Here is a 20,647-nt window from a genome sequence, read left to right as displayed (position 1 = left end):
GGATGCTGTACCGCGCCTAAGTGATGCGACTAGTGTCCGAGAACATTCAATTCTTGATTCGAAAGCGGACGCGACGCGTAGATGAGGCGCACGGCCTTGGCGTCGGGGTAGCCGGTATCCGGCCCGCGATAAACGAGGGTCATGTCTGTTTTCTGCGCCACTCGTGCGGAAGCATGGTTGTGCTCAAGGAGATAGGCAACGACAGGAGCGTCGGGTCGCGATTGTTGGGCCGCGTTGAGAGCTTCGCGCGCCAACTCGGTGGCGTAGCCGTGACCTTGCGCGTCAGGGGCGAACCGGTAGCTAAGATTCCAGACGGAGCCTCCCAGAAGGTTGCATCCTCCGTAGCCGATGACCGACGACTGTCCTCGTCGACGCGCGATCCACGGTCCAAGACCGTCCGCCTGCCAGTTCTCGACCCACCGGTTCACGAGCTGAGCCGTTTGTCTTGGATCCGAATGCCGACCGGACGGGAAGTGAGCCCAGACACGGGGGTCACTAGCGATGGTGAAGACCTCCTCGACATCGTCGAGGGTCGGCTGGCTGAGTACAAGTCGGCTAGTGAGCGTTGCGCTCGGCTGGTCCGCGCCTGAAAGCATCACCTCAGACTAGATCAACGCTCCGCGTGCTGACGCCGTTAGCCGGTGCACAGCCGCACGCTCGCGCGTCTACGTCTGCGCGGCAGATCGACGTGCTCAAGGACTAACCGCAACTCGGTTCCGCAGCGTCGCGTCGAACGACCGTTCCGTGCGTCGACCGCGATTCGGAGAGGAACAGCCTTCTAAGATGTCCCCGTGTCCCGTGACTTCACCGACGAGGAGCGAATACTCCTTCGCTTTCTAACTGCGGGCGAGGATCCGACAGGGACACTCGCGCGAGTACAGGTCGACGCAGCCAAGTTCCTTGATTACTGGGGTCCGGGTGATCAAAGCTTCGAAATTGAGCCGGGGCAGGGTGTCACTCCGCTTCCAATCGGGGATGGAATCTACGAGCCCTCAGATAAGTACTTCACCTTGGCGTCCGGCGAACAAGGTGGCTTGATGCTGTGGGTCAAATCTGGCTTGATCACTTCGCTAGAGGTCTATTGGTATGGGGACAAGATACCGAGACTGCCTATTCCCGATGAGCTTGCAGACATGCCAAACCTTCGCTGAGACGCCTCACAACGCGCAAGCCGGTCCCGTTGCGGCACTATCTTGGGGTTGGAATTCACGTACGGACCAACGGTCGCTGCGTGGTCGCAGACCAACGTGGTAACTCCGATTGGCCAAGACTTCTGTTGACACTGACAGGATTGGTGATCCTCAATGGCAGGTCCACCTCGCTGGGAAACGATTGGATTTGGCTCGGTGTCGGCGTGGTGCTGCTGGCCATTGGCGTACTGACGGTGGCTTTGGCCAAGAACGCTGCCGCGTGGGCTCTGATTGCTGCGGGCGCGGGAGCAGGGTCCCGCTCGCTCATTCGACTTGTCCGAGAAAGAGGCGACGAAGAGGACGACGGCCGCTAACCGCGGTGGCGGCCCGACGACCGTGACGCAGAAACCGACGGGCAATGGCGTTTCTGAAATGAGAACACGAATCGGCTCTGCGCCAGCACCTGGCAAAGGGTGCTGATCTGCGTCAGTTCTCAATACGCCAGCTGGACGACATCGCCGACCGCGTCAACACTCGACCCCGCCGGGTTCTCGATTGGAACAACTCGCACGACCTGTTCTGTTCTCACGTGCGAGCACAACACGTGCCATAAGCGGATCGGCCTACGGACGCCAGCGATGGTGCGGCCGCGCAGTATCCGAAGAGCATGAAAATCAAGGCGACAAGAAGGCAGCGCGGGCGACAAAACGATTGATGCTGCAATTCGCCGGCGTCCCTACCAAGAGCGTGAACGCTCCGACCAACATAGACAGCGCAGGGGCGAGACCCTCGTCCCTGCGCATACGCCGCTCACGAATACGCACCCTCACCACTAAGCCGTACACAACTTCGCACGCCGAGCTCGCGAGGCATCACGGTCATGAGCGTCAACCTAAAGAGCCGTCGTCAATCGCCTGGTCTCCATTCGGCGGACGGCGCCGCTGCTCGCGTCGATCCAACTCGTCCCGGAGCGCGACGAAGAAGCGGTCGATTTCGCCCAGCCGGCGAGTGTACAGCAGCGTCTCGGCGCCGCCGACCCGTCCGACTGGGTCGAACTCCACCCGCGTGTGCCCATCATCTACGGGAACGAAACGAAGCTGCGGCGCGAAGAACGCGTAGCCACCAAGTACCTGCGCAAACGGATCCCGCAGGCTGGTCCCTCGCAGTGCATCGCGAACGAAGCTCTCCATTTCCTCGAACGGCACCGGGACGACCTCGCTCGGGATGTGCCGCGGTACGACCGCCTTCTTCCGGAAGCTGCGGAAAGTCCGGTTCTTCCGTGGCTCGAGCTCGCTCACGACTGAAGCGTACGCCGTCGCAGGATCGGCAGCTCCCAGCCGAAAACCACGTGAACCACTGCGAACCTGCGGATCATGCCGGGTCAGTTGTTCAAAAACGGATAATCAGCCCACGACTCCAGCGATACTTGCCCACTGAGGGATCCACCATCGTGCCGGATTGCGCGGCCTAAAAAGTCCGCCGAGTTCTGTGTGGCAGAGTGAAGCAACGCTGCGATTGACGCGCGTACCGTGTGACGAGGAGGCCTGAGGTGGCGGAGGGGAAGGACCAGGCGCCTGAGGATGGTCTCGGCTCGTTGTTCGGGGACAGCGTCCCTCGAGAGTCAGTCAGATCCGAGCTAGGTACTGAAGCCACGTCTCCGACCAAGAGCGGGAGCACCTCAGGGCGGAGAAAAGCGCTGCTGCTCATGCTCGTAATTCCGTTGGGAGCGATCGCGTTTGCCGTCTACGCCGGAATCCATCTCTTCGCCTTCGACCACACGTTCAGCGAGCGAAAGTGCACGGTTTCGTCTGTCTCTGCGGAACAGCGGTCCGCTCGGGGCCGCCCGATTTGGACCGTCGAAACAAGCTGCGGCACCCTCCTGATCAACTCGGGGAACACCCTCGACCTTCAACAGGCCCAGAGTCTTGTCTCCGAAATCCGGCCCGGGACTACGTACCTTATGAAGCTTGCTGGAACGGGAAGTTCACTCGAGCTCGTGAGCGCCAACCCGACGTAGTAGGAACGCCCCGGCGCCAGCAGGGTGAAGCCCCCGTGGGCCGATGGGCTACGGGACGTCTGCGTCGCAGCTATCGGCAGGGCCGCCCTATGGGTTCTTCCGGACGAATACGTGGGCGCTGCTCGGGTCGTCCGGGTCGCCAGTGTAGGTGACGAGCATAGTTTGTGAGTGGTCCCGATCCGATTCGAACTCGAAGCCCGTAGTTCCAACCGTGATTTCTACTCTTGGCCCAGCGATGTCCTGCAGCGTCCATGTTCCCCGTCCGGTCGCTGGATAACCGCCAGGGATGTCTTGGAGAGAAACGGTGCCGTCTTCGCGGAAGACAGCGACTCCCGGTCCGCCGTTATCGCGCACCCACGTGCCCACCACCTCAGAACGTGTCAGTTCCACCGGCCACCTCGACGCGAGGTAGTAGGCCACCCCGCAACCAAGGACTACGCCAACCGTAATGCCGACCGCGATAGCCCAGCGAAGACGGACACGCGCCCCCCGACTTCTGTGCACGCTCACTTGCGCACCACAAGCGTCCATCCGATGCGCTCGACCCCGCGGTGCACGGCTTCCATCTGCATCCCCGCATTATGGCAGCGCCGGCTGCCCGGAAGCGGATCCGCCATTGGGACCTGGGATGCTGGGCGCATGGTTAAAGGTGGTGGTCCTGAGTTCCCGGATGTGGATGCGCGTTTCGACGTCCAGCCGCGGCACCTGTCGGCCCGTGCTGGCAACTCCAAGTAGTCGACACGATCACGGGCCACAAAATCAATCCGCGAGGCGGTGGATTCTTGACCGGATATTCGTCAGTGCGCCGAGCAGCAAGGTACTCGACCAGGTACTACCTCAGCTGGCTCGACCGTCACAAGCAATGAGCGTCCCGACCGGGGATCCGCTCCCGATCACGGGCGGGTCAACCGGCTGCGGCGGCGACTGCCTCTATTTCGACCAGCTGATTCTCGTAGCCGAGTGCGGTGACGCCGAGCAGTGTGCTTGGCGCCTCGTGCCCTGCGAACTCGGCACGCACGACGTCCCAGACCGCACCAAGATCTTCTCTTCGTGACGACACGACCAAGATCCTCGTGTACGCGACGTCGGAGAGGGACCCACCGGCCGCCGAAAGGGCGGCGATGAGGTTCTCAATGCACCTCACAGTCTGACCCGCATAGTCCCCGATGGGAGCGACCACACCATCAGCGTCGAGCGGGCACGCGCCAGCCAGGTGAATGAGACGCGTCCCGGCACCGAGGACTGAGGCGTAGGCATAGCCGGGAGTAGCGGCCAACACGTCGGAGCGAATCAGGGTGATCTTGGACACTTCACGAACCTACCCCGCCTCCGTAAGCGGATCCCGGACTGCGTCCCACCGCGGGTCGGTCCCATCACCTCGAAGGCCGTGCGCCTCGGTGAAGTACTGCCAGCACACGCCCGCAAGAGCAGTCGCATCCAGCATCGGAGCCACCGCCGCGATCGCCTCGGTCAACGCTCTCCGGGTCCGATCCAGTTCGACGGTGAAATCGCTGAGTCGCGGCTCCCACCCTTTCTTCGCAACTGGTTTAGCCGCCCCGAGAGCCATGTACGCGTAGCCGCGGTCGTTGATCGCGAAGTAGACGGTTTCCGAGGAGAGCTCGCCGAAGTCGAGCGCCCACAGAACGGGGATCCGTTCCGCGTTCCATTCGGGGATCATCGCCTCCACGAGGTAATTAGTTGCGTGTCTGACTGGCTCGACTAGGCCGCAAGAGAAGCCATCCGCGTCGTCGCCCACCCAGAAGTCCCATCCGGGGTCGTCCACTGAAAGGGAGTAGGTCCAGCCGTGCTCGTTGCGGAACCTCGACATTGGCTGCTCTAAGAACTCTGTGGAACGGATGACGGAGAGGGCGGCCCGCAAGCCATCCTTCCTACCGACGAGCTTCGCCGGCTTGTCCTCGTCGAGGACGGAGACGAGTTCCATCCCGATGTGCACATTCGAACGGGCGAGCACTCGCACCGCGTCCACGTAGTTGGTTCTTGCTTCGAACTGCGCCCGCTTCACCGCTTCCAGCATCCGCTCGCGATCCCTGATCTTCATCGTGTGCCTCCCGTGACTAACCAGGTCTACGCTCCGGGATTCGCTTGCGCCATATCGGGAAGACGACGGGCGCCGAGCCGACCAGCGCCCGTCGTAGCCGGCACTGAGCGAACCGCGTTTCACACTGCCGCAGACAACCCGGCGTGACTACCTCAACTCAGACCCGTCAGCCTTCACACTGTCCACTAGGGGACCGGCTTGCCCATGGGGCGTCACGCGGAGCGGTCTTACGTGTCGGGCCACCGGGTCAGGGCGACGAGATCGCGGGCGATCTGTGTGACCGTCCGGCCATCGGTGTCCACGCGATGGATGGCAGGACCGGCCTCGGCCGCGAGTTTTCGGGCGGCAGTAGCGCTGCGCTGGACGTGTTCGTCCAGCGCAGAACCGATTTCCCGAAGCGCAAGTCGAGACCGCGCCGACTCGTCGCTCGCCATCAGGAGTACGCCCACGCTCCAGACTGTGCCGCCGAGTGCCGCGGTCAGTGGCTCAATCTGCAGAACGCTGACCGTGTTGGTGTAGATGAGCCGTCGATACCCGGCGCTGCGATAGTTCTTCCACATCGCCGCAAGGTTCTGGCCGGCGAGGTCAATGCCTCCGCGCCAGGGCTGCGGGTATGCCTGATCGAGGTTGTCGCCTTCGATCAGTGCGTGCTGGACCTCAGCGGAGGCAAGTAGATGGGATACCTCGGCAGCGACAGTCGACTTCCCGACACCAGCTCGGCCACCGATGAACAGCACCTCAGTCGGCAGGTCAGCATCCACACCTCAAGCGTGGCACACACCTCGATCCCGTTTCGGACAGTCGCCTCGCAATACTGCCCGATAGCGCATCGCTCAGCGGGCGGAGGCGTTGGGCACTCTGACCAGGCCGACGATCGTCCCATATCGCGCTCTGATCGCGAAGTCGCTCCAGGCCCAGAGCGTAGGCCTGCCTTCCGCGGCGCACAGGTGCAGGACCTGATCGCTGGTGACGACGGCGACATGATCGTCGGCGGACCGAGCCGCAACGCGGTCGCGGGCAAGTCGAAAGCCCGGACCGACGTCGATCACCCTCCTGTGTTGTCGCTATTGGCGATGTGCTTGCTGAACGAGGTAGCGCCTCGTCGAGAACGTTGCTGCTCGTCGCACCGAGGCGAATCCCGTCAGGAAGCCGCCGCCACGCGGATTAACGTTGGCGCCCGTAACCGTGTCGACCACCTGGAGCTGCCAGAACGGCCCGAACAGATGCCGCGGTTGCACGTCGAATCGAGGATCGACCGCAGGGAACTCGGAGCCGCCGCCCAACACCATGCGCCCAGCATCCCACGACGCCCGAGCCGTTCGCGCGGAGACGCTGCGCGCGAGGTCCACTTGCGATCGTTGCGCCCTGAATGTCTCGACACTGAACACAAACACTGTCGTACTGAATGAATGCCCCGTGTCGTCCTACAGTACGTTCACATGTTGAGGACGTGAGAGACGGGCAGTGATACTTGATGAATGCATTGATGGACAGTCTTCTGCGATCTATCGCCGCTCAGGCGTCGCCGCAGCAGTCGGCGCACGATGGTGCCATATTCGCGTTCGTCGCAGCAGCGTTTAGTTTGAGTCTCGCGACCTTTTCGATCGGATGGCCAAAAATCGCCGCGGAGCTGTGGCGCAAAGGTCAACAAGTCCGCTCGCCGAAGAGTCCTTTAGCGAATCCTTACTCGCCCGCCAAGGTGGTCATCCTCGGAGTGCTGTTTCTCATCTTGGGGATTGCGTTCATTTTGGTTGCGTTCAATCTGGCCGCGCGGGTGGGGTGATATGCCGCGGAATGATTGGGCGCGCCAGGGCGGTCAAGATACCCTAAGCCTCTCTGCAGTCCTGGCTGCTGGGTATCGGCTTTCTGGCATCAATCCCGATCGCGACGGTGACGATGAGGATGCAGAGAATCGCCCCACGCATCAGGCGTGGTTGGCGCAGATGAAAGACATTCAGAGCGTGGTTGAGGGCGCGCATGCGGTAGAAGCCCTCCGAGCCATTCACGAGCAGTTCAAGTAGCAGTCGTAGGAGGATCCCTCTACGGGATAAGGGTTGGCGTCACGTTAGAGGGCCTTCGGCCTGTGACGCGGTCGTTCCGAGTTTGTCGCCCCTGCCCGATGATTGGTCTATGAGCGATCGGCATTCGGCGTGATGATCCGGGTGGAGCCGGCGACGGTCGAGCGATGGATGGACATCGCGGAGGTATTCGGCCCGCAAGGCCGCAGAGCCGACGCGTGCTGGTGTCAGCGCTTCCGTGATGGCGCCGCTCCCGACAACCGGGCCGCGCTGCACGCAGAAGTCGCTCACGCCGGCGTTCCCGTCGGCCTCATCGCCTACGACGGTGATCAGGCGGTGGGATGGACGCGGGTTGTGCCACGGTCGACGCTGCCGGGGATCGCTCGGAACCGGGCGCTCGCCCGAATCCTGGACGACGATCCGGCCGCCTGGTGGGTGGCCTGCTTCGTGGTGCGGCGGGACCATCGCCGGGCCGGAATCGGCGTCCAGCTGTTGGGGGCGGCGGTCGAATGGGCCGGGAGCCATGGGGCCAGCGTCTTGGACGGCCATCCCGTCGACACCGACCGGCTCACGGGGAAGCCCTCGGCATCCGCGGTCTTCACAGGAACCCTCAGGATGTTCGAACGGGTCGGCTTCGCTGAGCTCGGCCGCACCTTCCCCAGCCGACCGGTCATGCGGCGCCGGCTCGCGGCGTAACGGCTGCGCCGGGGTTGCAAACAACCACAGCCGCATGTCGATGAGCCGGACCTTACGGGTTTCGACCGGCTTGCGAATTGGGGCTAAGCGGATCGATTCCGTCCCCCGGCATCCTCTGAATCGGGCCTCCGCTTGGCAGCCGCTGAGTGGGGTCCTCGGTGAACCGACCCTTGGGCGGCTGGTACGACTTCTGGCGCCTGACCCAGGCCGCAAGACGCTCCGATAGCTTCCTCACAGCAGAAGCCTACGCCGCGACTGCCAGGACTCATCAAGGCGCGTTTACCGATCCTCTAACGGGCGTTGACTGCTTTTCGGCGGGACCACCACGCTGCCAGAGGCCGCGTGGTCACCTGGCTGCGGTGAGGGCCTGCACCGCGACCGACGCAGCCTGACCGAGGGGGAACAACTCGATCCGGTCGGCATAGGGCGGCGTGCGCTCTCGGAGACCGATGCGCACCACGCCGCCTTTCGCCTGGATGCCGACACCGACGCTCTTGTCGCCGCTGTCGATCGACTCGAGGTGGGACCACGGGATCAGACCGAAGTCGACGAGTCGGCGACGAACCCGCGCTCGCACGTGGATGCCGTCGGGATCCGCGGTGATCGCGACGTCGAGGCCGCGTCCGAGAGGCGTGAGGCCCTCCTGTGTGAGGAAGGGCGGGGTGCTCATCCGGCTCCAATAGGCGAGCACGACCGGGCCGCGAACGCCACTGGTGGTAAGTGCGTGCCGCAGCGCTGCGCGCCGGCGGAAGACGAGCAGCAGAGCAAGCAGAACGATGAAGACAACGGTCGCGACTGCCGCGAGAATGATGGCGATCCAGTCGATGTGGACGTCTTCGGCCTGCGCGTAGCGGACGCGAAGAGCGAACCCCATCAGGAGGAGGACGAAGACGACTGCATGGGTGACGAGCAGCGCCCAGGCGTTGCGGCGACGAGTCTTCTCCTCGGGACCTTGAACGGCTGCTGTGCCGACGGAGTCTTTCGTCATCACCGTCCTTCCTACGGATGCAGCATAAGCAGTGAGGGATCCGTCTGCGTCCGCGCGCGTCGGTCAGTTCACGTTTCCCGTGCGAATGAATCGCCAGAGGGCGGAGAAAGCACTGAAGTCAGTTGCGCTGTGCACCGTGGATCGCCCGTGTATTGCTCGGAGACGGGGCACGATCAGGGCGCCGAATGCGACGTAACCGACGCCGCCGATCACGAAGACACCCGCCGAAACGATGAACGATACCGGCGGTGTGTTCATGCCGGGGTCCCCGGACGGGCGGGTGACCGCCAGGGCGATGATCGTGACGAGAACCCCGAGAAGTCCCAGCACAAGGAGTGCGAGAGATACGAGAAATGCAACGCGAAGATGCTTCACGGTGTGGGCGTATCTCCGACTCGATGCTTGTTTCTCGTCGACGCGGGCTCGTCCAGCCGGCGGCCGAGTATGCGCTGGAGCTGGTCGAGTATCTCCGCGGTGCTGTGTTCCGTGTCCGACTCGTAAGTGAGGACGGGCCCGTCGAGGTCGAGGGTTTCGACCCGTCCGTCGGTGAGTGTGCGGCGGAACTCATCAACTCGACTGGAATCGGCGTGTCCGGGGTGGCGGGTGCCGTCCGCGGCACGGGCGATGAATCGTTCCGTGAGCACGTCCGGTGGGGCTGTGCAATGCACCTGCACGGCGCGAAACCCGTATCTCTGCTGCCAAACCTGGAACTTCGCGTTCTCGTATCGCGCGTCGTAGGCGGAATCGATGAGGAACGAATGCCCGGTCTGCAACTGGAGCTCTATGACATAGTCCAGGACCGCGAACGATGCCCGACCGAGCTTCATCGACCAATCAGCGTCGCTCACACCGAGCGTGTCGAACAGCAACTCCTTGACAGCGTCCTTGGCAACGACCGGGAGGGGCCATCGCTGCGCGATGTGCCGGGACAGGGTCGACTTCCCCGACCCCGGTCGTCCGACGATCAGCACCACATCGAGACCCATCAAAGTACCCACTCCTGTCCAGCGCTCATCCCGCAATTCTCGGGATGAACCATCCACCCGTCCACCCCGTGTACCTCACAGGAGGACGCACGCCGTGACGACCCCGCGGCGCGACCCATGACCATCCGCACCGAGAGCCGTATCATCGTGGCCGGCAGCGTCCGGGACGTCTGGGACTACCTGTGCGATGTCGGGCGCTGGGCGGAGTGGGCGCCGACCGTGCTGGAGTGCTGGGTGCGCGGCGGCGGGCCGCTCGAGCCCGGCGGGTTCATCGAGCAGCGGGCGCGCGACTTCCGGCGGGAGCATCGCCGCACCGAGCGGGTGACCGCCGTCGACGCGCCACACACGATGGCGTTCGCGGGGACCATCGGGTCGTCGCCGGCGCGCTGGGGGATGGAGGTCCTGCCGGCGGGGGAGGACAGCACCGACGCCATCATGTGGGTGGAGGTCGACCTCGCGAACGTGATGCGCCTCCTGCCGCCCGGTGTCCTCCGGCGGAGGATCCAGCGCACGAGCGACATCGAGATGGCCGCGATCAAGGCCGCCGTGGAGGCCGACGTGCAGGCGGGCGCGGGGTCGCCGTGACCCGTGTCGACGGCGCCGAGCGCCTGATCGAGGTGTACCGGCGGAAGGCCGCGCACTACGACCTCACCTCGCGGCTGTACCCGGTGCCGGGCTACCCGCAGCGCTCGCAGCGGCTGCGCGCCGTGCGTGCGCTCGGCCTCCGCGCCGGCGCGACCGTGGTGGAGGTCGCCTGCGGCACGGGGCTGAACTTCCCGCTGCTGGAGGACGCGATCGGCCCGCGCGGACGGCTCATCGGTGTGGATCTGACCGACGCCATGCTCGACCGCGCCCGGTCGCGGGTCGCGGCGCACGGCTGGCGGAACGTGGAACTGGTGCAGGCCGACGCGGCGGAGTTCGCCTTCCCGGCCGGGGTGGACGCCATCCTGTCGACGTACGCGCTGACACAGGTTCCGGAGTGCGGCGCGGTGGTAGCCCACGGGGCCGCGGCGCTCGCGCGGGGCGGCCGCTGGGCGGTGCTCGACCTGAAGGCGCCGGAGCGCACGCCGGCCTGGCTGGCGCGGCTCGCGGTGGCGGCGGTGGGGAGGTCGGCGTCGCTCGACGAGTGGATGGGGCGGCGGCCGTGGGAGGCGATCCGGGCAGCGATGCGGGACGGGCTGGACGCGGCGGAGTGGGAGGAGCTGTGCTTCGGGACGGCGTTCCTCGCGGTCGGGACGGGGACGGGGAAGAGGGAGGCGCCGGGGCGGTGAACCGGCGCCTCCCGCGACACGCTCGCCCTGCCGCGTCGCCGTCCGGACGCGCACGCTAGGTTCGCAGCATGCCGATCGCGCGCGCCGCCGACACGGCCTCCGGCGTCCGCCCGAAGCGGATCGTCGAAGGCCTCGCGGCCCTCATCGTCGCGGCGGGATTTCTCGCGTGGGCGTACGTGCTTCTGAACCCGTCGGTGCTCCCACCGCGGGGACACATCCCGCCCGCCACCGCACCGTGTCGACAGTGGCGCAGACCTACATCGAGGCCGCGAAGCAGCAGGACTGCGGCCTGACCCGCGCGCTCACCACCTCCAACACCTGGTCCTGGTGCAACGACCCGCGCCTGCTCTCGTACCGGCTCGAGGGCCGCACCGGCGCGGAGGGGGAGTGCATGGCATACGAGGTCACCCTCACGGCCTCCAGCGACGGCACGATCCCCGACGGCACGCAGCCGTGGACGCTGTGCTTCCGGCAGACGAAGGCCGGCTGGCGGCTGTGGGACCAGGGGCCGGTGTAGGGACGCTGCTCGCGGTTGCGGCGGAGGCTTCCGCCCAATACCGTCAGGCCTCCGCCGGCCGCCCGCTCGCATCCCGCAGTCCGTTCGCCGCACCCCGCCCGTTCCCGCGCTTGCGCACCTCGCGGAGCACGATCTGCTCCGGGCACACCGTCGACAGGAAGTCGCCCACCGACAGCGCGAGCCGGTCGGTCACGAGCGAGTAGAGGATGCGGTTGGCGTCGCGGCGTTCGGTGACGAGGCCGGCCTGGCGGAGGACGCTCAGGTGCCGGGAGATGGTGGGGCCGGTTGCGTTGAAGCGGGCGGCGATCTCCCCGGCGGCGAGTTCGCCGTCCTTGAGGTCCTGGAGGATCTGCCGGCGCGTCGGGTGCGCGAGCGCCGCGAAGACCTCGGTCGCGCTGTCTGTCATGGTTGCAATATAGCACCATTGCTATATACAGTTTAGCTTCATTGCTAACAAGCGAAGGAGCAGGGATCGTGCGTATCGCCATCACCGGGGGAACAGGCTTCGTCGGGCGTCACCTCGCCGAGCGGCTGGACCCCGACGACACGGTCGTCGTCTCCCGCCGCACCGGCGTCGCGATCGACGACGTGGACGCCCTGACCACAGCCTTCGCCGGCTGCGACGCGGTCGCGCACTGCGCGGGGATCAACCGTGAGCTGGGCGACCAGACGTTCCAGCGCGTCCACGTCGACGGGACCCGCGCCGTCGTGGAGGCCGCGCGGCGGGCGGGGGTGAAGCGAATCGTCATGGTCAGCTTCCTGCGCGCCAGGCCGGACTGCGGCTCGCCGTACCACGAGACGAAGTTCGCCGCGGAGGAGCTCGTGCGCGGCTCGGGGAGCGAGCACACCATCCTCAAGTGCGGGATGATCTACGGCCCGGGCGATCACATGATCGACCACGTCACGCGCGCGGTGCGGACGCTCCCGATCTTCGCGACGGTCGGCTTCCGCGAGCGGAACGTCCGGCCGATCCCGGTCGACGACGCCGTCGACGTGCTGGTCGCCGCCCTGGAGGGTCGCATCCCCGACCCGACGGTGGCGGTCATGGGCGCGGACGAGTTCACGCTGGGGGAGGCCGTTCGCCGCATCGCCCGCGTCGCCGGCCGCCGGCCCGTCTACGTGCCGGCGCCGGTCTGGACGATCCGCGCGCTCGCGCGGCTCACCGAGTGGACGATGGTGGTCCCGCTGGTCGCCAAGGCGCAGGCCCGCATGCTGGCCGAAGGCGTGGACGAGCCGGCGCCGTACGCTCCGGAACTGCCGGAGGGCCTTCGACCGTGGCGGTCGTTCGACGACGACCGGATCCGGGCGGCGCAGCCGGCGGGCGGCTTCGGCGCCGGTGACCTCCGCGCGGTCCGCTGGTGGCGCGAACGCGAGCGCCGTCGCGCCCGCGCCGCTCGCCCCGGCTACCAGGGCAGCACGCCGTAGCCGCCCTCGCCCTCCCGCAGCCACAGGTGCCCCCAGAGCACACCGGACGGCCCGTCGTCGGGCAGCGTGGCCAGGTGGACGCTGGGCTCCGCGCCGTCCTCGACCGAACGGATCCCGCGGTGGTCGTTGAAGTCGGTGTCGGTGAAGCCGGGGTTGGCGGCGTTCACCTTGATCGGGGTGTCCTTCAGTTCCTTGGCGTACATCGCGGTGAGCATGTTGACGGCGGCCTTCGACGACGGGTATTGCGCGGACGCGGGCAGATCGTAGAGCGGGCTGGCCGGGTCCGACTGGGACCCGATCGAGCCGACCTCGCTCGACACATTGACGATGCGCCCGGCCTCGGAGCGGCGCAGCAGCGGCAGCATCGCGTTCGTGACGGCGACCAGGCCGAACACGTTGATGTCGTAGACCGCGCGCATGTCGGCGAGGGAGGTCGCGCTGGCGAGCGCGCGCTGGCGGGAGACCGTGGCGGTGCCGGCGTTGTTGACCAGGACATCGAGGCGGCCGAACTCACGGTCGATCCACTCGGCGGCCCGCGCGATCGAGTCGTCGTCCGTCACGTCGAGCCGGACGAACCGGGCGTCCGCGCCGCCGTCCCGCAGCGCTGCCTCGGCGGCGAGCCCGCGCTGCTCGTCCCGCGCGCCGACCAGCACGGTCATCCCGAGCTCGCCGAGCCTGCGCGCCGTCTCGAAACCAATTCCCTTGTTTGCCCCGGTGATGAGGGCGATCTTCGTGGTCACGTCGATGGACTCTACGCCCGCTAGGTCCGATCCTTCCGCGGCATCACGACTTCCTTGACGATCAGGATGATGCCGGCCGAGATCGGGATGGCGACCAACGCTCCGGGCAGCCCGAACAGCGTCGACCCCGCGAGGGCCGAGATGAGCACCACCGACCCGGGGACCTGCACCGCCTTGCCCATCACCTTCGGGGTCAGGATGTAGGCCTCCACCTGCATGTAGATCAGCATGAAGACCAGCACGACGAGGGCGCTCACGGGGGAGTGGATCAGCGCAAGCACGGTCATCAGCACGGTCGTGAGCACCGTACCGATGAGCGGGATGAGCGTGATGAAGAACGCCGCGAGCGCGATCAGGAACGCGCCGGGCACGCCCGTGACCAGCAGCAGGATGAGGCTGTATGTCGCGTTGAGGAACGCGAGGATCACCATCCCGCTCAGGTATTTGCCGAAGTTCTGCAGGATGCGCTCGGTGTAGCCCTCGAACGAGTCCCGGTGCGAGCGGCGCACCAGGTGGTAGAGCGACGCCTTGGTGGAGTCGTAGGAGGCGATGAAGTAGATCGTCAGGATGGCGATGAAGAAGCCGGTGGTGAAGCCGTTCAGCACCGAGAGGCCGACGCCGACCAGACCGTTGCCGATGTTCGCCCAGGTCTGCGGGTTCTTCACCTGGTCGGAGATCCAGGTGACCGCCTGGCCGAGGACGCCGTTGCTGGCCGCGTTCGTGGTGTCAAACCAGCCCTCCGCGCGCAGCTTCGACACCTCGGCGGGGATGGCCGTCGCCAGGTTCGTGATCTGCTGCACGATCAGCGGAACGACCACCCAGATGATCGCGACGAGCACGCCGACGATGAGGAGGATGACCGTGACGATCGCCCAGGCCCGCTTCATCCCGTGCCGCTGGAACCAGCGGACCAGCGGGTCCAGGCCGACCGTTGCGAAGGCGGCGAGGAAGACCGAGAAGATGATCGAGCGCAACCCGTAGAGCATGTAGCCGGTGGCGACCGCGCCCAGTGCGCCGAGGGTGACGACGAAGCCGAACAGCAGCGGGCGGCGCGTCAGGAGCGGCGCGCTGCCGGTGTCGGGATCGTGCGCGTGCATGCGCCGCTCCGGCGACTGGATGAAACGCATGGCCCCGCCTCTCGGTCCGGCGAATATTTCACGCCATGCGCCGAGCGTAGGGGGCGGGGGCCGGGGTTACAAGCGCGTGGGGGTCAACGGTCGCGGGCGATGCGGCAGTCGACGGTGGGGTGGCGTGGTCACGCTGGTCGGGTGAGAGCGCGGAGGTCGATCACTTTCGACGTCAGTGAGGCCGGCCCGCTAGCACTGTTGAGTGGGCCGGCCTCAGCTCAGTTGGGTGACTATCCCACGGTGGCTCCGAAGCCGCTGATCGTGCCGTTGGCCTTGACCGTCGCGGTCATGGAGACGTTGTAGACCAGAGGCGTCCCGTTGGGGTTCACGTCCCATCCGGAGTAGAGGTTGCGTGCTGAAGTGCTGCCGCTTTCATTGCATGCGGTGCCGGTGAGGTTGAAGCCGACACTGTAGTTCGTGAAGCACTGGTGAGAACCGGTGTAACCGCTCGTCTGTGTGGTCACCCACACGCGCGAGCCGTCGTAGTAGAACGTGCCGTTGTGGGTGCGCGTGTAGGAAGCGCCAGTAGTGAACTGGCTTCAGTGTCTACTCCGTTGTCTGTTTTTCCCGTTTGCAGTCGAGTCCTCGTACGACTCACGAAATGTATAGCAAACACGTAGGATTACAGATGGTTTACCTGACGACCTCGACGGTGCTAGCCTCGCTTGGGTCAGGGCGCCGTCGTCCGGACGGGGAAGGGCGCGGGGGTATGGAACTCATCCTTTTTGTTCTTGTAGGAATCGTCGCGATGGCCACTATCGCGGTGCTCTTCGTGGTCGCCCTCGTTCAGGTCCTCAGGCAGCGGTTTATCTCCCCACTGGCGCGCCTCGCGTGGGTTGTCGTCCTGGTGGCCCTCCCGGTGCTTGGATCGATCGCTTGGTTTGCAATCGGCGAGAAGACGCCGCAGCTCGCTTGCCCTCCCCATCGTTGAGGATCAGCAAGTCGGGCGCGACGGGCGACAACGGCCGGCAAACTCCGACGCCGCTTCGTAGCCTCCTGATTCACCCTCCGGATGGGCCGCGCTCACCGGTCGCGCGCGATGACCGAGAAGTCCTTCCCACCCTGTCCCGCGTCGATCGCGCGCTGCAGCTCGGCCGAGACGAGCGCGACCACCGGCAGTGGAACGTCCGCGGTCGCCAGCATGAGCCGCGTGTCTTTGGCGAGGGCGTCCGCGGTGAACTGGGCGTCGTCGTAGTCGCCCGCGGTCACGAGCGGTCCCTTCATGGCGGCGAGCGGGGCGATGGCGGTCAGGGAGAGCGTGGCGAGCACCTCGTCGTCGCTGAGGCCGGCCGCCCGGCCGAGGCGGAGTGCTTCCGACAGGGCCTCCATCGCGATGGCGAGCGCCAGGTTGGCGACGAGCTTGGCGGCGGCCGCCGCGGCGGGCGTGTCGAAGGTGCGCAGCTTCTCCTGGTCGGCCCACAGCGAGACGACGCGTTTCGCGTCGCGCGTCGCGTCATGGTCGCCGCCGACGAACACCGCGAGCGCTCCCGCGCGGGCGGGGGCGAGCGAGCCGACGACGGGGGAGGCGACGTAGCGGATGCCGAGCGCGGCGGCGCGGCCGGCGAACTCGGTGGCGTCGTCCGGGGAGACGGTGGTCACGTCGATCCAGAGCGCGCCGGGGCGCCACGGCAGCTCCGCGTCCAGCAGCGTCTCGCGCACGGCGTCCGGACCGAACAGCACGCTCACGACCGTGTCAGCAGCGGCGACGGCGTCCGCCGCCGACGGTGCGACGCGCGCGCCGCGACGGCCGGTCGTCTCGGCCGGCTCCGGCGAACGGTTCCAGACGGTCACGGTGTGTCCGGCGTCGATCAGGTGCGGGACGAGTTCACGGCCCATCCGGCCGAGCCCGAGGAATGCGATGTCCATAGGGCCACTCTCCACCGTCGACGGCGCAGGGGGAACCCGGCATGTCCGGCGGATCAGCTCTCCGGCAGCAGCCCGCGCTGGCGCACCAGGAACTCCCGCTCGCTGTCGTTGGCGCACAGCCGCACCGCCGCGTTGTACTCGGCCGCGGCCTCCTCCGGTCGTCCGCCCCGGCGCAGCAGCCCGGCGCGGATGCCGTGCAGCAGATAGAACGACTCCAGCTCGTCGCGGAGCGGCTCGATGGCAGCCAGCGCCTCCCCGGGCCCCACGGCCTCCGCCACCGCGACCGCCCGGTTGAGCGCGACGACGGGGGAGGGCTGCACCCGGAGGAGCTGATCGTACAGGGCGACGATCTGCCGCCAGTCGGTCTGCTCGGCACGCGCGGCGTCGTCGTGCACCGCCTGGATGGCGGCCTGGAGCTGGTACGGGCCCGGACGTCCGGCGAGCAGGCAGCGGCGCACGATCGCGTGCCCCTCGGCGATCAGCGCGGCGTCCCAGCGGGTGCGGTCCTGGTCGGGGAGGGCGACCATCGCCCCGTCGGCGTCCACCCGGGCCGCACGGCGTGCGTCGACCAGCAGCAGCAGAGCGAGCAGCCCCTGCGCCTCCGGCTCGTCCGGCAGCAGGGCGGTGAGGAGGCGTGCGAGCCTGATCGCCTCGCTGCACAGCTCCTCCCGCACCAGCCGGTCGCCCGCCGTCGCGGTGTAGCCCTCGCTGAAGATCAGGTAGACGACGGCGAGCACCGAGCCGAGCCGCTCCGCGAGGTCTGCGGCGGACGGGACGCGGTACGGGATCCGCGCATCCCGGATCTTCGCCTTCGCCCGGGAGATCCGCTGCGCGAGCGTCGTCTCCGGCACCAGGAACGCCCGCGCTATCTCGGCGGTGCGGAGGCCGCCGAGCAGCCGCAAGGTCAGCGCAACGCGAGCATTCGGCGCGAGGGCCGGATGGCAGCAGGTGAAGATGAGCCGGAGGCGGTCGTCGGGCACGGCGCCCGCCTCGGCTTCCTCCAGGTGGGAGGCCAGCGCGAGCAGGACCGCGGCCTCGGCCTCCCGCTCCCTTCCGACGGCCTCGCGGCGCAGCCGGTCGATCGCGCGGCGGCGGGCGGTGGTGATGAGCCACCCCGCCGGCGCGGGCGGGAGCCCGTCGACCGGCCAGCGGGCGACGGCGGCGACGAACGCCTCCTGCACGGCGTCCTCCGCGCGGTCCAGGTCGCCGAGCGAGCGGTAGAGCACGGAGACGGCGCGGCCGTACTCCTCGCGGAAGATCGAATCGATCGTTCCGGAGGAGACGGCCGCGCCATCCCCGCTCATCACGCGAACGGCCGTACCTCGATCGGCAGCGTCGTCGCGACGGCGAGGCGTCGCCCCCACTCGAGGGCGGCGTCCAAGTCGGGGACGTCGACGATGGTGAAGCCGCCGAGGTGCTCCTTGCCTTCGGCGAACGGGCCGTCGGTGACGAGCACCTCGGAGCCGGACGGGCGCAGCACGGTCGCCGACTGCGGGGGCAGCAGGCCGTTGGAGAACACCCAGGCGCCGGCCGCGCGCATCTCGGTGTTGAGCGCGTCGAGGTCCTCGCCGATCGCGGCGAGGACCTCCGGCTCGGGGACGGGTCCGTCGGGCTGGTAGACGCTGAGCAGGTACTGGGACATGATCGTGATTCCTTCCTCTCACCGTTCATACGAACGCCGAGGGCGTCATCTCGACATCATGTCGCGGAACGCGCCACCCGCTCCAGCTTCGCGACGCCGACTTTCGAGTCCGCCATGCCGTAGAACACCCAGTCGGTGTCGCCGACGCGCTCGATCGCGGTGGGGAAGACCACGTTCGGCACGATGCCGCTGCGCTCCTCCTCGGTCTCGGCGCTCAGCAGCGGCTCGGCGGTCCGCTGGATCACCTTCCACGGCTCGTCGGCGTCGAGGATCATGGCCCCGGCGGAGTAGTTGACGTGCTTCTGCTGGTCGACGCCGCGCTCCAGGCGTCCGGTGACGCCGTGGTGCAGCAGCAGCCAGCCCTCCGGGACCCGGATCGGGGCGGGGCCGGCGCCGATCTTCAGCTCCTCGAACGGGAACTCGGGGCCGGCCAGGAAGCGGTTGTGCCGCCACCGGCTCAGCTCGCCGAGGTCCTCACGCACCGCGGCCAACGGGATGAACGCGATCCAGATGCTGGGACGCTTCTCCTCCAGGCCGGTCGGCGGGTGCGCGCCTTCGCCCTCCCGGACCTCGCCGAGATCCCACACCGGCCGGTGCAGCACCGCCAGGCTCTCCACGCCGTCCGGGCCGGTCACCGGCTCGGGGAAGAACACCGTGTCCTTGTTGTGGAACAGCGCCAGGTCGACCCCCAGCGCGTCGTCGTACTCGAAGCTCACCGGGCCGAGGCGCTGCCACGACCGCAGGTCCGAGGACACGGCGACGGCGGTGCGCGGGCCGAGCGGACCGTACGCGACGTACGTCATCACGTGGAGGCCGAGGGCCGGCACGAACGTCGTCCGCGGGTCCTCCACTCCGGAGTTCCGGCGCCCGCGCTCGAAGTCGCGGTCGGGCGTCAGCACGACGCCCTCCCGCTCGACGCCGACGGGCACGCCGTCCTCGACGACGACGCGGGCCAGGCCCACGCGCGACACGTTGCCGTCGGCGACCAGCCGCGGCAGCAGGTACAGCACACCGTCGGCATCGCGGCCGGACGCGGGGTTCAGCACGCCCTCGGACTCCAGCGGCTCACCCGGATCCGGGGTCATCACCACGCCGGCGCGGGAGAGTGCGTAGGGGAAGGGCTCAGTCACTTGGTGACCTCCTTGTAGACGTAGAGTTCGCGCTCGCCGCGGGGAGCGTCCCAGCCTTGCGCGAACGACCAGCGGCCGTCCAGTTTCTGCAGGCCGCCCCACGCGAGCGAGCCGCCGCGGTGGAGGCCGGTCTGCGTGAACGGGGCGTCGATGGAATAGTGGGCCTGGGCGGCGGCGAAGTCGCCGTTCGCGTCGGCGTAGAAGAAGTCCAGCACGAGGTCGTCCCCGCGCACGACGGCGCAGGCGACCTCGAACAGGCTGCCGGGCAGCGGCGAGAGGTCGAGGTAGGGCTGCTCGGAGAAGGTCCAGGAGACCAGGTCGTCGGAGTGACCGATCATCGGCCGGCCTCCGCAGCCCTCGGAGAGGTACATCAGGTACTCGCCGCCGATCCGCACGGCACGGCCGTGCTCGTCGCGGGGCACCACGGCGCCCTTCGCCCAGCCCTGCGAGACCTCGAGCGGGACCACGAGGCCGATCTTCTCCCACGACACCAGGTCGTCGGAGACCATCCCCATGATGTCGACGGCGGCCTCGCCCTCGGCGGTGCGGCGGATGGCGTTGTAGAAGAGCACGTACCGGCCGTCGGCCTCGTAGACCTTGGGGTCTTCGCAGCCGAGGGTCTCGTTGTCGAGCGTCGGGTAGACGACCGGGTTGGCCGGGTCGTCGTGCCAGACTCCGTCGCGGCGCACAGCGTGGCCGATCCGGCTGGCCGTCGACTCCATCCGCGGCGACGCGCGGTAGAAGAGGTGCAGCTCTCCGTCGCGCTCGATCATGGTCGGGTTGAAGATCGCGCTGCTCGTCCAGCCGACGCCGGTGGGGTCCTCCCACTGGCCGTCGAGGCGGAAGGTCAGCGACGGGTCCCGCTCGAACGGGCCGATCGCCCAGTCCGGCGGGTCGACGTAGTTCGCCGAGAACTGGTCGGTCGAGATGTGGTCGGTGAGGGCGTTGGTGTGACCCAGCGCCTCCTCGTAGCTGAGGCGGAGGGCGTCGGTGTAGGCGGCGTCCACGGTTCTCCTTGCGTTGCGTGACGGGTGG

26 protein-coding genes are annotated in these 20,647 nt (G+C 67.3%); 8 read left to right on the top strand and 18 right to left on the bottom strand.

From position 1 onward, the window contains the following. Positions 1–29 precede the first annotated feature (29 nt). Positions 30–596, bottom strand: a complete 567-nt coding sequence (locus tag ABIA36_RS00455) for a GNAT family N-acetyltransferase (protein ID WP_369960166.1) — start codon at positions 594–596, stop codon at positions 30–32. 195 nt (positions 597–791) lie between these two features. Between ABIA36_RS00455 and ABIA36_RS00450 the strand changes: the two genes are divergently transcribed. Then, entirely contained in the window at positions 792–1,151 is a 360-nt protein-coding gene (locus ABIA36_RS00450; RefSeq protein ID WP_369960164.1) for a hypothetical protein, read from the top strand. Between the two features lie 866 nt (positions 1,152–2,017). Here the strand turns inward: ABIA36_RS00450 and ABIA36_RS00445 are convergent. The 5 genes from ABIA36_RS00445 to ABIA36_RS00425 form a co-directional block, all read right to left on the bottom strand. Further along, complete coding sequence (locus tag ABIA36_RS00445) at positions 2,018–2,428, bottom strand: hypothetical protein (protein ID WP_369960162.1); 411 nt, start codon at positions 2,426–2,428, stop codon at positions 2,018–2,020. 1,623 nt (positions 2,429–4,051) lie between these two features. Further along, complete coding sequence (locus ABIA36_RS00440; protein ID WP_369960160.1) at positions 4,052–4,456, bottom strand: RidA family protein; 405 nt, start codon at positions 4,454–4,456, stop codon at positions 4,052–4,054. Between the two features lie 9 nt (positions 4,457–4,465). Further along, positions 4,466–5,206, bottom strand: a complete 741-nt coding sequence (locus ABIA36_RS00435; protein WP_369960159.1) for a hypothetical protein — start codon at positions 5,204–5,206, stop codon at positions 4,466–4,468. Positions 5,207–5,433: 227 nt separating this feature from the next. Further along, positions 5,434–5,967 (bottom strand): adenylyl-sulfate kinase, encoded by a 534-nt coding sequence (locus ABIA36_RS00430; RefSeq protein WP_369960157.1) that lies wholly within the window; start codon positions 5,965–5,967, stop codon positions 5,434–5,436. A gap of 303 nt (positions 5,968–6,270) precedes the next feature. After that, positions 6,271–6,555, bottom strand: coding sequence for a hypothetical protein (locus ABIA36_RS00425; protein WP_369960155.1), 285 nt, complete (start codon positions 6,553–6,555; stop codon positions 6,271–6,273). A 137-nt stretch (positions 6,556–6,692) separates the two neighbouring features. Here ABIA36_RS00425 and ABIA36_RS00420 point away from each other — a divergent pair, with 137 nt between their 5' ends. Together ABIA36_RS00420 and ABIA36_RS00415 are read left to right on the top strand one after the other, a co-directional pair. Then, the gene (locus ABIA36_RS00420; protein WP_369960153.1) at positions 6,693–6,989 is read left to right on the top strand and encodes a hypothetical protein; all 297 of its coding nucleotides are present in this window, start codon (positions 6,693–6,695) and stop codon (positions 6,987–6,989) included. 370 nt (positions 6,990–7,359) lie between these two features. Continuing rightward, positions 7,360–7,920, top strand: a complete 561-nt coding sequence (locus ABIA36_RS00415) for an N-acetyltransferase family protein (protein ID WP_369962045.1) — start codon at positions 7,360–7,362, stop codon at positions 7,918–7,920. Between the two features lie 346 nt (positions 7,921–8,266). On the opposite strand, the gene ABIA36_RS00410 is transcribed toward ABIA36_RS00415, so the two are convergent. The 3 genes from ABIA36_RS00410 to ABIA36_RS00400 all read right to left on the bottom strand — a co-directional run bounded on the left by ABIA36_RS00410 (position 8,267) and on the right by ABIA36_RS00400 (position 9,894). Beyond that, positions 8,267–8,908 carry a hypothetical protein gene (locus ABIA36_RS00410; protein WP_369960152.1) on the bottom strand — a complete coding sequence of 214 codons (642 nt, stop codon included), beginning with the start codon at positions 8,906–8,908 and terminating at the stop codon, positions 8,267–8,269. A 63-nt stretch (positions 8,909–8,971) separates the two neighbouring features. Beyond that, positions 8,972–9,283 (bottom strand): hypothetical protein, encoded by a 312-nt coding sequence (locus ABIA36_RS00405; protein ID WP_369960150.1) that lies wholly within the window; start codon positions 9,281–9,283, stop codon positions 8,972–8,974. Next, a complete protein-coding gene (locus tag ABIA36_RS00400; RefSeq protein WP_369960149.1) occupies positions 9,280–9,894 on the bottom strand; it encodes an AAA family ATPase in 615 nt (204 codons plus the stop codon). Before ABIA36_RS00400 ends, ABIA36_RS00405 begins: the two co-directional genes overlap by 4 nt. A gap of 117 nt (positions 9,895–10,011) precedes the next feature. Here ABIA36_RS00400 and ABIA36_RS00395 point away from each other — a divergent pair, with 117 nt between their 5' ends. The 3 genes from ABIA36_RS00395 (at position 10,012) to ABIA36_RS00385 (ending at position 11,682) form a co-directional block, all read left to right on the top strand. After that, on the top strand, positions 10,012–10,479 hold the full coding sequence (locus ABIA36_RS00395; RefSeq protein WP_369960147.1) for an SRPBCC family protein: 468 nt from the start codon (positions 10,012–10,014) through the stop codon (positions 10,477–10,479). Then, positions 10,476–11,165: a class I SAM-dependent methyltransferase gene (locus ABIA36_RS00390; RefSeq protein WP_369960144.1), complete on the top strand. Its 690-nt coding sequence runs from the start codon at positions 10,476–10,478 to the stop codon at positions 11,163–11,165. Before ABIA36_RS00395 ends, ABIA36_RS00390 begins: the two co-directional genes overlap by 4 nt. Before the next feature lie 244 nt (positions 11,166–11,409). Further along, positions 11,410–11,682: a hypothetical protein gene (locus tag ABIA36_RS00385; RefSeq protein WP_369960143.1), complete on the top strand. Its 273-nt coding sequence runs from the start codon at positions 11,410–11,412 to the stop codon at positions 11,680–11,682. A 43-nt stretch (positions 11,683–11,725) separates the two neighbouring features. On the opposite strand, the gene ABIA36_RS00380 is transcribed toward ABIA36_RS00385, so the two are convergent. Beyond that, entirely contained in the window at positions 11,726–12,088 is a 363-nt protein-coding gene (locus tag ABIA36_RS00380; protein WP_369960141.1) for a metalloregulator ArsR/SmtB family transcription factor, read from the bottom strand. A gap of 68 nt (positions 12,089–12,156) precedes the next feature. Here ABIA36_RS00380 and ABIA36_RS00375 point away from each other — a divergent pair, with 68 nt between their 5' ends. After that, positions 12,157–13,107: an NAD-dependent epimerase/dehydratase family protein gene (locus ABIA36_RS00375; RefSeq protein ID WP_369960139.1), complete on the top strand. Its 951-nt coding sequence runs from the start codon at positions 12,157–12,159 to the stop codon at positions 13,105–13,107. Here ABIA36_RS00375 and ABIA36_RS00370 read toward each other — a convergent pair. The 3 genes from ABIA36_RS00370 to ABIA36_RS00360 all read right to left on the bottom strand — a co-directional run bounded on the left by ABIA36_RS00370 (position 13,086) and on the right by ABIA36_RS00360 (position 15,438). Next, a complete protein-coding gene (locus ABIA36_RS00370) occupies positions 13,086–13,847 on the bottom strand; it encodes an SDR family oxidoreductase (protein ID WP_369960136.1) in 762 nt (253 codons plus the stop codon). The genes ABIA36_RS00375 and ABIA36_RS00370 overlap by 22 nt on opposite strands. Before the next feature lie 20 nt (positions 13,848–13,867). Continuing rightward, positions 13,868–14,974, bottom strand: coding sequence for an AI-2E family transporter (locus ABIA36_RS00365; RefSeq protein ID WP_369960134.1), 1,107 nt, complete (start codon positions 14,972–14,974; stop codon positions 13,868–13,870). Between the two features lie 230 nt (positions 14,975–15,204). Then, positions 15,205–15,438 (bottom strand): hypothetical protein, encoded by a 234-nt coding sequence (locus ABIA36_RS00360; protein WP_369960132.1) that lies wholly within the window; start codon positions 15,436–15,438, stop codon positions 15,205–15,207. A 245-nt stretch (positions 15,439–15,683) separates the two neighbouring features. Between ABIA36_RS00360 and ABIA36_RS00355 the strand changes: the two genes are divergently transcribed. After that, positions 15,684–15,905, top strand: coding sequence for a PLDc N-terminal domain-containing protein (locus ABIA36_RS00355; protein WP_369960130.1), 222 nt, complete (start codon positions 15,684–15,686; stop codon positions 15,903–15,905). A gap of 92 nt (positions 15,906–15,997) precedes the next feature. Here the strand turns inward: ABIA36_RS00355 and ABIA36_RS00350 are convergent, their stop codons facing one another. From ABIA36_RS00350 to ABIA36_RS00330, 5 genes are read right to left on the bottom strand one after another with little or no spacing between them, the layout of a single operon-like run. Continuing rightward, positions 15,998–16,840, bottom strand: a complete 843-nt coding sequence (locus tag ABIA36_RS00350) for an NAD(P)-dependent oxidoreductase (protein WP_369960128.1) — start codon at positions 16,838–16,840, stop codon at positions 15,998–16,000. A gap of 53 nt (positions 16,841–16,893) precedes the next feature. Then, positions 16,894–18,144: an RNA polymerase sigma factor gene (locus ABIA36_RS00345; protein WP_369962044.1), complete on the bottom strand. Its 1,251-nt coding sequence runs from the start codon at positions 18,142–18,144 to the stop codon at positions 16,894–16,896. After that, positions 18,144–18,482 carry a YciI family protein gene (locus ABIA36_RS00340; RefSeq protein ID WP_369960126.1) on the bottom strand — a complete coding sequence of 113 codons (339 nt, stop codon included), beginning with the start codon at positions 18,480–18,482 and terminating at the stop codon, positions 18,144–18,146. Before ABIA36_RS00340 ends, ABIA36_RS00345 begins: the two co-directional genes overlap by 1 nt. A gap of 56 nt (positions 18,483–18,538) precedes the next feature. Further along, complete coding sequence (locus ABIA36_RS00335; RefSeq protein ID WP_369962043.1) at positions 18,539–19,567, bottom strand: glycosidase; 1,029 nt, start codon at positions 19,565–19,567, stop codon at positions 18,539–18,541. Between the two features lie 41 nt (positions 19,568–19,608). After that, the gene (locus ABIA36_RS00330; protein ID WP_369960123.1) at positions 19,609–20,619 is read right to left on the bottom strand and encodes a hypothetical protein; all 1,011 of its coding nucleotides are present in this window, start codon (positions 20,617–20,619) and stop codon (positions 19,609–19,611) included. Positions 20,620–20,647: the final 28 nt, after the last annotated feature.

Origin of the sequence: Leifsonia sp. EB34, assembly GCF_041260585.1 — a bacterium.
Lineage (GTDB): Bacteria > Actinomycetota > Actinomycetes > Actinomycetales > Microbacteriaceae > Leifsonia.
This window is presented reverse-complemented; position numbering and strand designations above follow the sequence as displayed.